Genomic DNA, 16,453 nt, shown 5'->3' on the forward strand with positions numbered 1-16,453 from the left:
CAATAAAAAACTTAGTAAACAATTGAATTACAAAACATTAAGCTACACTATTCTACAATGGCTAACCATCAAAAAGATTTCTTGTTCGTATTAATTAAATCGCTTTCAAAATCTGAAAAAAGACAATTTAAGATTTTTGCCAGCCGATTAGAAACCAGTTCCAATACAAAATTCATCGAGTTATTTAATGTTTTAGACAAATCAGAAGTCTATGAGGAGAAGCTTATTTTGAAAAGTGGGATTATCAAAAAAGTACAATTATCCAATCTGAAATCGTATTTATATAAACAAATTTTAGTAAGCATCCGATTGAATATTCCCAGTCAGAATATTCGATATCAGCTTAGAGAACAAATTGATTTTGCTGCTATTTTGTACAATAAAGGGCTGTACAAACAAAGTTTAAAAATCTTGGATAAAACAAAGATTTTAGCGTTGGAAAATGACGAAAAACTCATGGCCTATGAAATTGTAGAATTTGAGAAACTCATTGAATCCCAATACATAACCCGAAGTATTCAAGGACGCGCAGATGAATTGGTTATTCAGGCTAAAGAACTGAATTATCGCAATACCATTTCCAGTAAATTATCTAATTTATCCTTGCAATTGTACGGTATTATGCTTAAAACCGGATATGTAAAAAGCGACGAAGAATACACCTATATAGATGATTATTTCAACAAGCATATTTCAAAATTTGACGAGAAAAAGTTCGGTTTCAGAGAGAAATATTGGTTTTACAATGCCAATCTTTGGCGAAGCTTTTTAGTTCAGGATTTTTTATCCTGTTACAAATATGCTTTAAAGTGGGTGACTCTTTTTTATGACAACCCAAGTATGATTCATTTAAATCCGGTGTTTTTCCTGAAAGGCAATCATTATTTATTGGAGTCTCTATACATGCTGAAGTACAAATCAAAATTCAAAAAATATTTATTACTGCTGGAAAATACCATAAAAGATTCCCATTTTCCTGTAAATGATAATATTGCATCTTTATCATTTCTGTATTTATATAATAATAAATTGAATTATCATATACTGGAAGGTACTTTTGCAGAAGGAGAATACTTAATTCCTGAAGTTCTGGGCAAGTTGAAAATACATACCGATCATCTTGATGAACACCACGAAATGCTGTTTTACTATAAATTTGCTTCTATATATTTTGGGAATGAAAAATATACAGATTGTATTTTTTATTTGGAGAAAATCATAAACAATAAAAATCTTTCCATGCGAGAAGATTTAATGTGTTTTGCCAGATTACTCTGTTTGATAGCTCATTATGAATTAGGAAAAGATTATTATCTGGAAAATCAATTGAAAAATACCTATAAATTCCTAATCAAAATGAATGATTTGCATGAAGTGCAAAAAGAAATTATTAAGTTTTTGAAAAATTTAAACTCCATTTATCCAACAGATATCAAAAAAGAATTTGTAAAAATGAGAACAAGATTTATAGAACTGGAGAAAAACACCTATGAAAAAAGAGCTTTCCTTTATTTGGATATTATTTCTTGGCTAGAGAGCAAAATCGAAAACCGAAAAATAAGCGATATCATTAAAGAAAAAGCAAAATTGAATAATCGATAAAATAAAGTGGAACTATGCCCTTAATAATTTAAACGGATGAACGGATTTTTTAAAACAATTCTCGCAGGTTACGGTGCCAAAAAACTAGGCGGCGGCTGTTTTGGTACAATTTTAATTTTCATAATTATCTATTGGATATTAGGTTATTTTTAGAATTAAAACGCTAAAAATAACCTACTTATAATTTTAAAATTAATACGTCAATAGTTCTTTTAGGTCATTTTCGAATCGGCCTTTTGGCAAATATTGATCTTCCAATGCTTTAGTAAACGGAATTGGTGTGTCTAAACTTGCCACTCGTTTTACAGGAGCATCTAAGTATTTGAAACAATTTTCCATTATCATTGCCGAAAGATCACTGGCAATTCCACCAAACATACTGTCTTCCTGATAAATAATTACTCTTCCCGTTTTCTTTACCGAAGCAAAAATAGCTTCGGTATCCAAAGGTTGTAAAGTTCTTAAATCCAATAAATCCGCTGAAATTTCAGGATTTTTTGCTAAAGTATCCAAAGCCCAATGCACTGCGGCACCAAACGAGATGATCGTAACCTGATCTCCTTCTTTCAACAAAGCCGCTTTTCCTAGTGGAATCGTATAATAATCAGAAGGAACCTCTTGATAAACGCTTCTGTACAATTGCTTGTGTTCAAAAAACAGTACTGGATTTGGGTCGTTTATGGAAGTATTCAACAATCCTTTCGCATCATACGGAAATGCTGGGTAAACCACTTTTAATCCCGGTGTTTTAGTAAACCAAGCCTCATTGGTCTGCGAATGAAAAGGCCCAGCTTGTGTTCCGCCACCGCAAGGCATTCGGACTACAACATCTGCTTTTTCTAACCATCGGTAATGTGATTTGGCTAATAAATTCACAATTGGATTGAATCCTGTCGAAACAAAATCGGCAAACTGCATTTCCACAATCGCTTTGTATCCATTTATGGATAATCCCATTCCTGCCGAAACCACTGCACTTTCACAAATTGGCGTATTGATGACACGCTCTTTGCCAAACTGCGCTACAAAACCATCTGTGATTTTGAAAGCACCACCATAGTCAGCAATGTCTTGGCCCATAATTACTGAGTTCTCATGGCGTTCCATCGATTGTCTCAAACTGGCAGAAATGGCATCTACAAAACGAATATTTTCTTTTTTTTCTGAAGGGTTAACTTGTTCAAATACATGCGTTTTATAAACATCATTTAGTTCTTCACTTAAAGTAGCTTCAATTTCTGGTTCGGCATTGGCAATAGCCAAACTTTCATCAATATCCTTCTTTATTTCAGCATGTAAAGCAGCGTCAAAATCCGCGGTAAGAATCCCATTTTCTGACAAGTATTTTCTATAATTTTCTACTGGATCTTTAATCGCCCACAGGTCCATTAATTCCTGCGGAACGTATTTAGTCCCACTCGCCTCTTCATGTCCACGCATCCGGAAGGTTTTAAATTCCAATAAAACAGGACGTGGATTTTCTTTCATCGAAGCTTTTAATTCAGATAATAAATTATAAACTTCCAGAATATTATTTCCATCAACAATATGGCTTTCCATTCCGTAGCCTTTTCCTTTATCGGCCAGGTTTTCGCAACGGTATTGTTCATTTGTAGGTGTTGAAAGCCCATACCCGTTATTCTCTATCACAAATAAAACCGGTAATTCCCAAACCGAAGCAATATTCAACGCTTCATGAAAATCGCCTTCACTTGTTGCTCCTTCGCCTGTAAAAACGGCAGTAACTTTTCCGTTTTTCTTTAGTTTATTGGCTAAAGCGATTCCGTCAGCCACACCTAATTGCGGACCTAAATGCGAAATCATTCCTATAATTTTATATTGTTGGGTTCCAAAGTGAAAACTGCGATCACGTCCTTTAGTAAAACCGTTGGCTTTGCCCTGCCATTGCGAAAAAAGACGGTACAACGGAATGTTTCTTCCGGTAAAAACTCCTAGGTTTCTATGCATTGGCAAAATGTATTCATCCGAATCTAAAACTGCCGTAACACCAACAGAAATTGCCTCTTGACCTATTCCAGAGAACCATTTTGATACTTTTCCCTGACGGATAAGAATCAGCATTTTTTCCTCTATCAGTCTTGGTTTCAGTATTCTTTTATATAAATCTAATAATTGATCGTCAGTAAGATTTTTTTTGTCAAAGGTCATTTTTCCTGTTTTATTATATGGTTCAAAGATAAAAAAATACAACAGTTTGATGTTGTTTTGTTATATTTTTTTACATTGTTTGTACGTTTTAAAATTCAGATATAAAATTATTCTTTACATTTGTATCTGCAAGGTTTTTAACCTTCAAGTTATTAAAAAATATTTAAAAGTATGCAAAACATTCCTAGTGTTGACTTGCGTGATTTCCTTTCGGACGATCCGAAACGTAAACAAAAATTTGTAAATGAAATCGGAAGTGCATTTGAAGATATTGGCTTCGTAGCACTCAAAGGGCATTTTTTAAACGACCAGTTGGTTGATGAATTGTATGGTGAAATCCGAAATTTTTTCGCTTTACCTTTAGAAACAAAACACGGGTATGAAATTCCTGGTATTGGCGGACAAAGAGGGTATATTTCTTTTGGAACAGAGCATGCCAAAGGCAGAAAAGAAGGCGATTTGAAGGAGTTTTGGCACTTTGGACAATACGTATCCGAAGGTTCAAAATACGCTTCTGAATATCCTGAAAATGTCGAAGTAAAAGAACTGCCTCGTTTTAATGTAGCCGGTAAGGAGGCCTATCAAATGCTGGAGAAAACCGGTGTTTATGTTTTAAGAGCTTTGGCAATTCACCTTGGTTTGGATGAATTTTATTTTGACCAATATGCCAAAGATGGAAATTCAATCTTACGACCTATTCACTACCCACCAATCACGTCTGAACCAGAAAATGCTATTCGTGCTGCTGCTCACGGTGATATCAACTTGATTACTTTGTTGATGGGTGCGCAAGGGAAAGGGTTACAAGTGCAAAATCATAACGGAGAATGGATTGATGCCATTGCAGAACCGGATGAATTAGTGATCAATGTGGGTGATATGTTATCGCGTCATACGAATAACAAATTGAAATCGACCATTCATCAGGTGGTAAACCCACCAAGAGAGTTATGGGGAACTTCACGGTATTCTATTCCGTTTTTTATGCATCCGGTGAGTGATATGAAATTGAATTGTTTGGAAAACTGTATTGATGCAGAACATCCAAAAAAATTCGAAGACATTACTTCGGGAGCCTATTTATACGAACGTTTAGTAGATTTGGGACTTATTAAAAAATAAACTTAAATTTACTTCAGATACCAAAAGACATTAAGTGTATGCTTAATGTCTTTTGTTTTTTTTTAATGGTGGAGACTTAAAGAAAACAGCATAATTTTAACCACATAAAAACATAGATAGAACAGAATAATACAAACCATTTTTGAATTTACATAGCAATGTTTTACTGTAAAAAAGTAAAACGCATCATTCTATGAAATATGGCTATGATTCTATGTGGTAAAAAATAATTTAAATATAATATGGACTTACAAGACCAATTAAAAAACCTTTTTCCGGATCACGAACCATCGCCTGAAGAGCCGATTGAAGAAATGACACACGAATTATACGTTCAAAAGGAGCCTATGATTTGCAAATTCGAAAAACGAAAAGGAAAAGCAACCACTATAATTGAGGGTTATGAAGGAACCGACGCCGATTTTAAAGTTCTTGCTAAGGAAATTAAAACCAAATTGAGTGTTGGCGGTACTTTTAAAGATGATTCTATTATTATTCAGGGGGATTATCGCGATAAAATAATGATTATTTTAAAAGAAAAAGGCTTTAAAGTAAAACGTGTGGGAGGGTAATCCCCACCTAACCTCCCCAAAGGGAAGGAACCAAAACGAAATAAAAGAATATAATCTAAATCAGGAATCGGCTCCCTCTCCTTTGGAGAGGGCTAAGGAGACGAAAAAATACTTTAATAATGATACAATCATCCGAATTAATATTAAATCCAGACGGTAGCGTTTACCATTTGAATTTAAAACCAGAACATATTGCACATGATATCCTCTTTGTAGGAGATCAAAATCGCGTGGAGAAAATCACACAGTTTTTTGACAGTATTGAATTTTCGACACAAAAAAGAGAATTCAAAACCCAAACCGGGATTTTCAAAGGCAAACGAATTACTGTAATGTCCACAGGAATTGGTCCTGACAATATTGATATCGTTATCAACGAATTGGACGCTTTAGTCAATATTGATTTGGAAACCCGTCTACCAAAAGAAAATTTGACTTCATTGAATATCATCCGAATTGGAACTTCGGGTTCTTTACAAGCGGATATTCCTGTGGACAGTTTTGTACTATCAAAATTCGGATTAGGATTGGATAACATGCTCCGCTCCTATTTGATTGACGAAGTTTCGAATCTTGAAATGGAAGATGCTTTTGTAAAACACACCAATTGGGATTTACGAAAAGGAAAACCATACGTGATTGCTTGTTCCGAAAAATTGGAAAAAATTATAGAAAGCGACAAAATGCACAAAGGAATTACCGCAACTGCAGGTGGTTTTTATGGTCCTCAAGGTCGCGTGTTGCGTTTGAATATTCAAGATGAAGCATTAAATTCTAAAATGGATAATTTTAAATTCGGTGACAACCATATCACGAACTTGGAGATGGAAACTGCAGCTATTTATGGACTATCGGCACTTTTAGGGCACAATGCATTATCATTAAACGCCATTATTGCCAATCGTGCTTCGGGAACATTTAGCAAAGATCCATACAAAGCCGTTGATGAATTGATTGCGTATACATTAGAAAAAATTGCTTTAGGATAGAGAAATTAATTTTCAAAATCTTCTCCATTTGTAGTTTTAAAAAAGTGCTGTTTAATTTTTTTAAAACTACATTTGTTTTTAGAACAAAATGATAATGAAAATAATACTTACAGGTGCAACAGGAGTTTTGGGATCTCATATTATGTATGAAATTCTGGAGCTTTTCATCAACACTAAAATTGATGGAAAACTATTTATTATTGCCCGAAATAAAGGAAAAAACTCCGCTTTAGATAGAATAAACGAACTTTTATCCAGCAGTTATACACCACAAATCATAAAAGACAAAGGGATAGCAAAACTGCACGAATACATTGAAATCATTGATACTGATTTGGCTGTCATTCAGGACACTTTTTCAAGCCAAATAAAAGATGCGTATTTCATTCATTCGGCTGGATTCGTGAATTTATCTACCGATGAAGAACAACGCGAAAAGATTTTTGAAGAGAATACTAAAATCACAAAATCCCTTTTCAATCTATTTCATCCTTTTATAAAAAAGTTTATCTACATCGGAACTGCTTTTTCATCTGGAAACCGAAAAGGATTAATTGACAATGATTTTCATAGTTTAGGATTCAAACCCGAGCATCGCAATGCCTATGAAAATGCTAAATTCCATTCGGAAAATTTTATAGCACAAGAATGTAAAAAAATTGGTTTGCCTTTTCAAATTCTGCGTCCAAGTGTGATTGGAGGCAAAATGTTAGGAACTGAAAATCCGTATTTTATTTCAAAATATATGGTTTTTTATCTTTTGGCAAAATTTTTTCATTTTACTTCCCAACGAAAAGGGGAACAAGAAAATGTGCGTTTTATCGTTAACGAAGACACCGTTTTGAACATTATTCCGGTGGATTATGTGGCAAAAGTGATTGTAAATACGTTTCAAAGAGACGATATTGAACAGCTTAATATTGTACATCATAAAAGTTTCAATATGGCAGATGGATTACAGTTAATCATGAAGGAAGTGGGGTACACTAATTTTACTTTGATACAAAATTCACTGGATTTTGCATATAAAAACACCATCGAAAAACTGTATTATGAAAGCATTGGCAAACATTTAAACCCTTATTTTACTACAGCTGCCAACGAATACGATACCACTTTGTTGAACTCCATTCTGGAAATACCCAAACTGGATCAGGAGGCTTTCACCAATATGATTCGGTATGCAAAATTGAATAATTTTAAAGATATTAATGTGTGATTGCTTCGTTCCTCGCAATAACATAATACCACAGCTATCAGGCTAAATCGTTAACCATGAAATTTCTAATAAAACATGAATCTTATTTTAGAAACCGACCGATTAATTTTAAGAGAAATGCTATTTTCAGATGCCGACGCATTATTTGAAATGGACAGCAATCCTAAGGTACATCAATATCTTTGGAACAAACCATTGACGGATATTAGCGAAGTACATTCCTATATAGAACTTGTTAGAGCACAATACTTTCGAAATAATATTGGACGATTTGTGGTTGTTTTGAAAAAAACCAATGAATTAATGGGTTGGGCCGGATTAAAATACAACACTGAAATGGTAAATAACAAAGTTCATTTCTATGATATTGGTTATCGGTTAAATGAAAAATTCTGGGGCAAAGGATACGCCAGCGAAGCCAGTTTTGCCTGGCTGGATTATGGTTTTAATGTAATGAAAATAAAAATTATGGAAGCCGCAGCACATACGGATAATATCGCCTCAAACAGAATATTAAAAAAAATTGGACTAAAAATGACGGAACAATATCTGGAAGATGGCGTTTCTTGGAATTGGTACGAATTAAAAAATCCTAACCTATAATGAACACAATAAAAATAGCCGGAGTTCCGGAACATTTTAATCTTCCTTGGCATTTAGCCATAGAAAGCGGAGATTTCGAAAAAGAAAATATCGATTTACAATGGACTGATGTTCCTGAAGGAACCGGAAAAATGTGTCAAATGCTCCGTGATGGCGAAACGGATATCGCCATAATCCTAACCGAAGGAATTGTAAAAGATATCCTTGCCGGAAACCCAAGTAAAATAGTGCAGCTGTATGTGGAAAGTCCATTAATTTGGGGAATTCACGTAGCTGCAAACTCCAATTATAAGACAGTAGCAGACTTAGAAAACACCAAAGTTGCCATATCCAGATTGGGTTCCGGTTCCCAATTAATGGCGTATGTCAATGCCGATAATCAGTCCCGACTGCATTCAGGATGGAAAACAGATACTCTTCAGTTTGAAATTGTAAATACTATCGATGGAGCCGTTGAAGCCTTGACAAACGGAACTGCAGATTATTTTATGTGGGAACGTTTCATGACCAAACCATTAGTTGACAAAGGTATTTTTCGTAGAATTGCGGATTGTCCAACACCTTGGCCTTGTTTTGTAATTGCGGTTCGAGAAGAATTTTTGAAAAATAATCCAGTCCTTATTTCAAAAATTCTGGCAATCATTAATCAAACTACAGAAGATTTCAAAGATATTCCAAGTATTGACAAAACGTTGGCTTCAAATTACCATCAAAAAATAGAAGATATTCAAGAATGGCTGTCGTTAACACAGTGGTCACAAAAACCATTAACTGTTGAAATGTTAAACAAAATTCAAAATCAGCTTTTTCAACTTAAAATTATCGAGAAAAAAGGTACTTTTGAAGACATTGTAAAAGCAGTCTAGATTATTGTTTTTATGCTACCATGATAAAAATAAAAAAAATCAATTTTCAAGGAATTAAACAAAAATTTCAGGTTGCAAAACCTTGGGATGACGTTATTATTTTTGTCCTGAACATATTGATTGCCATTCCGGTTTTTATCATCTTACATCAGAATTTAATCAACCCAAATTGGCCTCTTAATATTGATAGAGTCGTTCTGTTTATAGTAATGATAGTCGTTATTCAAGTGCTCTTGCGGTTCATGAGAACGATTATTCTTTTTTGTATTATCCTTTATTTTTTAATTTTAATTTATGGTTCTACTATAGGGAATTATGGGTTTAACAGCGTTTTTGAAGATTACAATTCTATCATGTATACCATGTCAGACAATCCATATCCGCAAGATATTATCATCGCTAAGCTACTTCCTTTCCCTAGTAAATCTAAGATTATTAATGCGATAGAATATCAAAATCCTAAAATTAGAAATTTTGCAATTATGGCAACGTCAAAACATTTTAAAGATATAAAAGGGTATTCCGATTACAGGACTATTATCCAGTGTTTTGCAGTTTTCAAAGAAATTAACAATCGGTGGAACTACGTCAGCGATCCAAAAGGCGGGGATTATATAGCAACAGCCACGGAGTCCTTACTTTATTTTTCGGGTGATTGCGATGACCATTCGATATTAATGGCAGCCAGTATCAAAGCTATTGGCGGTACACCGCGATTGATTCATACCAAAGGGCACATTTATCCGGAAATTTTGATTGGTTCTGTTACTGATTTAGAAAAAGTAAATTTTCTAATTAAAAATATCCTTTTTGTAAATGAAAGCAAAGAAAAAAAACTCTTTTATCATGTTGATGAACGCGGCCAAATCTGGATGAATTTAGATTATACGGCCAGATATCCCGGAGGTCCTTTTTTATCAGAAGAAATTTTAGGAGCTTTGACCTTGAATTAATTAAAATCTTTTTTTAGTACTAATACTTCTCATTTGATAAAAATTAATGAATCTTAAAGAAAGACCAATTGCAGTATTTTCTAATTTTTTTGATACTTTTTGAGAGTTATTTTCCGCTCTAAATACAGAAGTATCCCGTTGTTACGTCATTTTATTCATTAATTTTTTCTATCTTAACCCAACTGAAAATATTATTTTAATTAAAGTGTGTTATGGAAAATTCAAAACTCAAAGCCTTTATTCCTTTTTTTTACCTTGCTTGGTCAGACGATCTTTTAACTCAAAAAGAGATTGTTACTTTGCAAGATTTCATACGCTCACAAAAATGGATTTCCAGAAAAGAGCAGGAATATCTACTTTCAAAAGTAACGGTTTCAGCACCTCCTTCAAGAATAGAACTTGCGGAGTGGAAATTTGAAATAGATACTGCTATTGATCAGAATCCTTTGCTGAAATCTATATTTGATGTTTCAATGGTACTTGCAGAAAAAAATTCTGTTATCAAAGATCTTGCGACTGATTTTATGAAACTGGAAAACGATTTGGGAATTTTAAGTGAAGAAGCCGTTTCAAATTTAAAAAAAACGGCAAAAACCGTTACTTCAAATTATCATACGAGCAACACATTCGACATAGAAAAACTAACTCAGATTCTGGATGGCAAACAGGCTGCTATTATTAAAAAAGTAAAAACGGTCATCAGTCGACCGGATTTTGCCTATGAAACTTCGACTGATATAGCGGTTTATCGTGAAAAAGTGTACGATTGGTGCACAATTCTTGCAAAAGAAAATCTGGGAAATATGGCGTATCCTAAAAAATACGGCGGCGGTGAAAATAGTGCCGATTATTTTGCTATAATGGAAACATTAAGCTACCATGATTTAAGCCTGGTTATTAAATTTGGAGTGCAATTCGGGCTATGGGGAATGAGCATACAATCACTAGGTACCGAAAAACATTACAGTAAATACTTAAAAGATATTGGTTCGTTCCAGTTGCCCGGCTGTTTTGCCATGACCGAAACCAATCATGGTTCAAATGTAAAAGGATTAGAAACAACTGCTACATATAACCACGACAACCAAACGTTTATCATTCATACACCACATGAAAAGGCGCAGAAAGAATACATTGGCAATGCGGCAGTACACGGTCAAATGGCTACGGTATTTGCTAAATTGATTATTGATGAAATGGATTACGGCGTAAATGCCTTTATTGTTCCAATACGGGATACTAATAGTACAATCCTGAAAGGCATTACTATTAGTGATTGCGGACATAAAATGGGACTTAATGGCGTTGATAACGGTACCATTCGTTTTGAAAATGTCGTTATTCCAAAAGAAAACATGTTGGATCGATTTGCTTCGGTAAATGATGAAGGAAAATTTGAAAGTCCAATTCCAAGTGACAATCGCCGTTTTTTTACGATGTTAGGCACTTTAGTTGGCGGCCGAATTGGGATTCCGAGATCTGCTTTGGCGGCAGCCAAATCCGGATTAACAATAGCAATACAGTATAGCGACTCACGCAGGCAATTTGGACCCGAAGGCGGTTCAGAAGTTCCAATCTTAAATTACAGAATACACCAACGCAGGCTACTGCCTTTGCTGGCAAAAACGTATGCCATTCATTTTGCGTTGCAATACGTGACAAATAGATACCTAGAACGAACAGAAACTGAAATGCCAGAAATTGAAGCCTTGGCTGCCGGAATGAAAGCGTATTCAACCTGGAGTACTACTGCTGTTTTGCAGGAATGCCGTGAAGCCTGCGGTGGCAAAGGATACCTATCAGAAAACAGGATCGATGCCTTGAAAAATGATACCGAAATCTACACAACCTTTGAAGGGGATAATACGGTATTAATGCAATTAGTTGCTAAAAACAGGTTGTCGGAATTCCGCAAGACATTTGGAGAAATGGATGCTATGGGTATAATAAATTACGTTTTTGAGACTGCTAAAACTGCTATTGCTAAAAAAAATCCTATTATAACCCGAAAAACAGATGAGGATCATTTATTAGAGGATGCCTTTCATCTGGATGCCTTTCAATATAGGGAAAAAACGATATTGGCATCGGCAGCAAAACGATTAAAAAAACTGATTGATGGCGGACTTGAACCTTATGATGCCTTTAATGTGGTGCAGCACCACATGATTGATGTGGCTCAGGCATATCTGGAGCGAATTGTTCTGGAGCAGTTTCAAAAAGCCGTACAAGCTATTGAAGATCAGAAAAACAAGGAAATAGTGACAAAATTATGCCAGTTGTATGCGCTTTCACAAATGGAGAAAAATAAAGGCTGGTATCTTGAAGATGGCTACATGGAGGGGATAAAAACAAAAGCCATACGCAAGATGGTCAATCAGCTTTGCTGGGAAATAAGGCCGGATGCTGTCTCATTAGTAAAAGCATTTGACATTCCGGATAGTTGCCTTGCAGCACCAATTGCATTCTAAGGATTCAAACTCTTAAAAGTAATTTTCTTTAAACTTAAAAAACTCCATTATTTCTAATGGAGTTTTTTTGTGGTTCATACTGAACTTACAAACCGTTTTTTACCGGATTTAAATAAGTTAGCATTGCAATTTAATTACATCTTATAATTTACAAACTATTATTTTTCAACAAATTAATCTTCAGGTCTACATATTGCAGCCGAAGGTTGTTTTTTAGCACTTCATATTCTGCAGAAATAAATTGATTTTTTACTGATGAATATAAAATAGCTTCCACTTTTCCACTTTCAAATTTGGCTTGGGTAGTGGCCAGAGATGCCTTCGCATAAGACTGTTTTTGGTTCAATTTATCTTGAAACTCCTTATAATTTCTTTTGTTTTGATTTTCTAATTCAATTTGATTGCGCAAGACTTGTTTTGTCTGTTCGATAACCAGATTTGTCTTTTCACTTTCTATTTTTGAAGCACTAATTTTTTTATTATTTCTAAATCCGTTGAAAATTGGAATTGTCAATTGCATTGCTATATGCTGACTTTTATTCGCTTCTAATTGAGTGAAAAAAGCATCCGTGTTTGAATTTATCTGATTCAATGTTTTATAATAAAAAGAGGAGAACCCATAATAGGCTGATAACACCGGTAAATTGAGCGCGCGTTCTTCGGTAATTGATTTCAAACTGTTTTCGTATTGGAGTTCCGCAAGCTTTATTTTAGGATTAAATATTTGTTGATCAAAATCTTCGGTGGCTCTTTCGTTAAAATAAGACACCAATACAATTGCATCATAAAGGCTCGTATCGCTAACATTCATGAGTTGGAACAATTGCATTTTTTTAATAGCATACAATTGTTCGGTTTCCAAATTTCGGTTTTCTTCCTCCGAAAAGCTCAATTGCATATCATACAAATCGCTTTGAGGTTTGCTACCAATTGCTACTTCTTTAGTTACTCTGTCTAAGTTAAAGACAGCTTGTTTCAGTTGTTCATTTTGAATTTTAGATAATTCCTGAGTATAAAGTGCCTGATAATAGCTTTCCAAAAGCTGCAGTTTATATTCGTTTTCTAAAACTTCTTTTTCGGCTTTGGCTTGTTCGATATTGATTTTATCTTTTTGAGCATTCGCAAATGCGCCGAAATCAATCAGATTCGTTCTGGCATTGAGATAAAAATTATCACTTTGAAAATTAGAACTTACCCTTGCATTAGTGGCTGGGTCAATCGTGGAACCTAAAATGTACCCTTGTTGTCCATTTAAATTGATAGTTGGCAACATTCGATTTAAAACCGAATTTTGTGATCGCTCTGTTCTTTTTATTTCTAGCTGCCTAATTTTTATTTCGATAGTATTCTGCAAACCCGTTTCCATGCATTTTGTTAGCGACCAAGAATTTTCTTGACCGCTGGCAAAAGCACTAAAAATTAGAAATAAAAGTGTTATCACTGTTTTTTTATTCATATTTTAAATATTTCAAAACATCTATTTTTGTTGCTTGATAGGCTCTTGACAAAACAATGATTAACGTTAAAACCAATAGTATTATAAAACCAAAAAGGAATGGAAATAAGGTCATTTCAATTCTAAAGGCAAAATTTTCGAGCCATTTGTTCAACAAATAATACACTGGAAACAAAGCGATTAAAAACCCGATTGCGCAATATAAAATATACTGTTTTGATAATTCTTTAAGCAAAGTATTGGTTTCTGCACCCAAAGTTTTTCGGATAGCAATTTCTTTCATCCGACTTTGTATCGAATAAGAAGCCAAAGCAAACAGCCCGAAAAGCGCAATACCAATTACCACAATATTTAACAATGAAAAAAGATTCTTTTGTTTTACATAGGTTTCATAGGTTCTGGCGTACTCCTTATCAACAAAATCATATTTGAATGGGTATTCAGTATTGACTTTAGAAGTCCATAATTTCTCGATATCGGCTATGCTATTTTCCATATCATCAGCTTTTAGTTTTACATACACTCGACGAATGGCAGAGTAAGACATATTGAAGGAAGTAGCATGAAAAATTGTCATTGGCGGAACTTGGTCTTCTGGACTAAATAGATTGAAATCTTTTACGACTCCAACTATTTTTAATTTTTTTCCAAGCAATTCAATTTCTTTTCCCAACGGATTTTTCTCCTTTATCATTTTGAGAGCTGTTTCATTTATGATAACTGAATTAATTGTGTCACTAGCAAATTTTTCGTCAAGACCTCTGCCTTTTATCACTTTAATTTTCATCATGTCAAGCATACCAAAATCAACAGCCATATTTTGTCCTTGAAAATTTACCTCTTTATATGCAACGTTTGAAGACATTGCGCCATCACCAAACTTAACAATACCTGTCGAAGCCTGTTCAACTCCTTTTATCTTAGATAATTCCCGTTTAATAGTAGTATATCTATTGAATATATTTTGCAATAAAGGCGCTTCCTGATAATAGTCTGAAGCAGGGGGAGTAAAAGTTATAGACATTACTTGATCTCCCTTAAATCCAAGATCTTTATTGCTTAAATAGTTGACTTGCTGATAGACAATATGAGATCCAATAATAAAAAATGTCGCAATAGAAAATTGTAAAACCAGCATACCGTTGCGCAACCAAACGCCACTTTTACTTCTTCCGAAATTCCCTTTCAATACTTTTAAGGTTTCAAAATTGGAAATATAAACCGCTGGAAATATCCCTGCAACCAAAATGGTAATCATAAAAATTGCAAGTAATTGCAAATAAAATTCATTGCCGTTTATTATTAGTTCTTTTTCCAAAAATTCATTGTAATAAGGCAACCCTAACTCTACAATTACCAATGCCAATAAAATAGAAAACGAACTGATAAGGATTGTTTCAAAAATGAATTGACTAATAATATTGCCTCTTGATGCACCAACTACTTTACGCACACCCACTTCTTTGGCTCGCTTTATGGCATTGGCCGTAGCCATATTGACATAATTGACAATGGATAAAATGAGAATTAAAACAGATAAACCAACCATTATAAGTAGAAACTGATAGTTACCTCTCCCCTCTGGATAGCCATCAACAACGGAGTGCAATCTGGCGGTTGAGAGCGGTTCCAAAATAATTTTAATACGGCCATCTCTTTTAATTACATCATCAGGTGTAATTCCTTGTTCTTTCGCATTGTTTAGCGTTAATTCATTATAATATATTTGTTCAATCTTCTTTTTGATATCCTCTGCGTTAGAATAGGCTTTTAGTTTTAGAAAGACTTTAAAATTAAAAATATCTCGTTGGATATTATTTGAATCTAAATTCCTTCCTATCCTGTCAATCAATATCTCTGGAACAATGGACGAATTTCCAGGAATACGATAAACTGCGCGAACAACAAACATTCCGTAAAAAACTTTTAGTTGTTTACCGATAGGGTTTTCGTTACCAAAAACTCTTTTCGCAACATCTTCCGAAATGGCAATACTCGTTTCATCTTTCAATGCTGAAATAGCGTCTCCTTTAATAATTTTAAAAGGAAAAAACGAAAAGAAATTACTTTGAACATTGATGATTTTGTTGATTTCTTCACTCTTTCCGTTATAGAAAATTCGGTCATTTACATAATCCCCTTTCATATATATGATAGTTTCAATTTCAGGATCTTTTTCTAACAAAGATTTTAATATCGGAGGTTGATTTGCAGATACGGTTCCATCAGGCATTTCAATCAATACCTGAAATACATTATCTTTTTCTGGATTCCAAGCGTTATAACTTTGTTCATCATTCCAATAAAGCAATGCAAAAATCAATCCTGCAATTCCAATCGCTAAGCCGAAAACATTCAAAGCCGAAAAAAGCTTGTTTTTTTTGAGATGGTATAAAAATATATTTATCCAATTTTTTAGCATGATTGATAG

The 16,453-nt window shown here is 34.1% G+C and carries 12 protein-coding genes; 9 read left to right on the forward strand and 3 right to left on the reverse strand.

Going from position 1 to position 16,453, the window contains the following annotated elements; genetic code table 11:
* The first annotated feature begins 57 nt into the window (after positions 1-57).
* Entirely contained in the window at positions 58-1,602 is a 1,545-nt protein-coding gene (locus tag EKL99_RS01040) for a hypothetical protein (protein WP_126576223.1), read from the forward strand.
* Positions 1,603-1,794: 192 nt separating this feature from the next.
* Here EKL99_RS01040 and EKL99_RS01045 read toward each other — a convergent pair whose 3' ends face one another.
* Positions 1,795-3,771, reverse strand: coding sequence for a thiamine pyrophosphate-dependent enzyme (locus tag EKL99_RS01045; RefSeq protein WP_126576224.1), 1,977 nt, complete (start codon positions 3,769-3,771; stop codon positions 1,795-1,797).
* A gap of 171 nt (positions 3,772-3,942) precedes the next feature.
* Here EKL99_RS01045 and EKL99_RS01050 point away from each other — a divergent pair, with 171 nt between their 5' ends.
* The 8 genes from EKL99_RS01050 to EKL99_RS01085 all read left to right on the forward strand — a co-directional run bounded on the left by EKL99_RS01050 (position 3,943) and on the right by EKL99_RS01085 (position 12,566).
* Positions 3,943-4,893 carry an isopenicillin N synthase family oxygenase gene (locus EKL99_RS01050; protein ID WP_126459743.1) on the forward strand — a complete coding sequence of 317 codons (951 nt, stop codon included), beginning with the start codon at positions 3,943-3,945 and terminating at the stop codon, positions 4,891-4,893.
* A gap of 242 nt (positions 4,894-5,135) precedes the next feature.
* Complete coding sequence (locus EKL99_RS01055; protein ID WP_126459745.1) at positions 5,136-5,465, forward strand: translation initiation factor; 330 nt, start codon at positions 5,136-5,138, stop codon at positions 5,463-5,465.
* A gap of 119 nt (positions 5,466-5,584) precedes the next feature.
* Positions 5,585-6,454: a nucleoside phosphorylase gene (locus tag EKL99_RS01060; RefSeq protein WP_126568526.1), complete on the forward strand. Its 870-nt coding sequence runs from the start codon at positions 5,585-5,587 to the stop codon at positions 6,452-6,454.
* Between the two features lie 94 nt (positions 6,455-6,548).
* Positions 6,549-7,673, forward strand: coding sequence for an SDR family oxidoreductase (locus EKL99_RS01065; protein WP_126576225.1), 1,125 nt, complete (start codon positions 6,549-6,551; stop codon positions 7,671-7,673).
* A 75-nt stretch (positions 7,674-7,748) separates the two neighbouring features.
* Positions 7,749-8,276 (forward strand): GNAT family N-acetyltransferase, encoded by a 528-nt coding sequence (locus EKL99_RS01070; protein WP_126576226.1) that lies wholly within the window; start codon positions 7,749-7,751, stop codon positions 8,274-8,276.
* Positions 8,276-9,142, forward strand: a complete 867-nt coding sequence (locus EKL99_RS01075; RefSeq protein WP_126576227.1) for a substrate-binding domain-containing protein — start codon at positions 8,276-8,278, stop codon at positions 9,140-9,142. Before EKL99_RS01070 ends, EKL99_RS01075 begins: the two co-directional genes overlap by 1 nt.
* Positions 9,143-9,162: 20 nt before the next feature.
* Positions 9,163-10,095, forward strand: coding sequence for a transglutaminase (locus EKL99_RS01080; RefSeq protein WP_126451587.1), 933 nt, complete (start codon positions 9,163-9,165; stop codon positions 10,093-10,095).
* A 212-nt stretch (positions 10,096-10,307) separates the two neighbouring features.
* On the forward strand, positions 10,308-12,566 hold the full coding sequence (locus EKL99_RS01085; RefSeq protein WP_126576228.1) for an acyl-CoA dehydrogenase: 2,259 nt from the start codon (positions 10,308-10,310) through the stop codon (positions 12,564-12,566).
* Between the two features lie 148 nt (positions 12,567-12,714).
* Here the strand turns inward: EKL99_RS01085 and EKL99_RS01090 are convergent, their stop codons facing one another.
* Together EKL99_RS01090 and EKL99_RS01095 are read right to left on the reverse strand one after the other, a co-directional pair.
* A complete protein-coding gene (locus EKL99_RS01090; protein ID WP_126576229.1) occupies positions 12,715-14,022 on the reverse strand; it encodes a TolC family protein in 1,308 nt (435 codons plus the stop codon).
* Positions 14,015-16,444, reverse strand: a complete 2,430-nt coding sequence (locus EKL99_RS01095) for an ABC transporter permease (protein ID WP_126576230.1) — start codon at positions 16,442-16,444, stop codon at positions 14,015-14,017. Before EKL99_RS01095 ends, EKL99_RS01090 begins: the two co-directional genes overlap by 8 nt.
* Positions 16,445-16,453 lie beyond the last annotated feature (9 nt).

The sequence above is a fragment of the Flavobacterium sp. ZB4P23 genome (assembly GCF_003970375.1).
In the GTDB taxonomy this organism is placed as follows: domain Bacteria; phylum Bacteroidota; class Bacteroidia; order Flavobacteriales; family Flavobacteriaceae; genus Flavobacterium.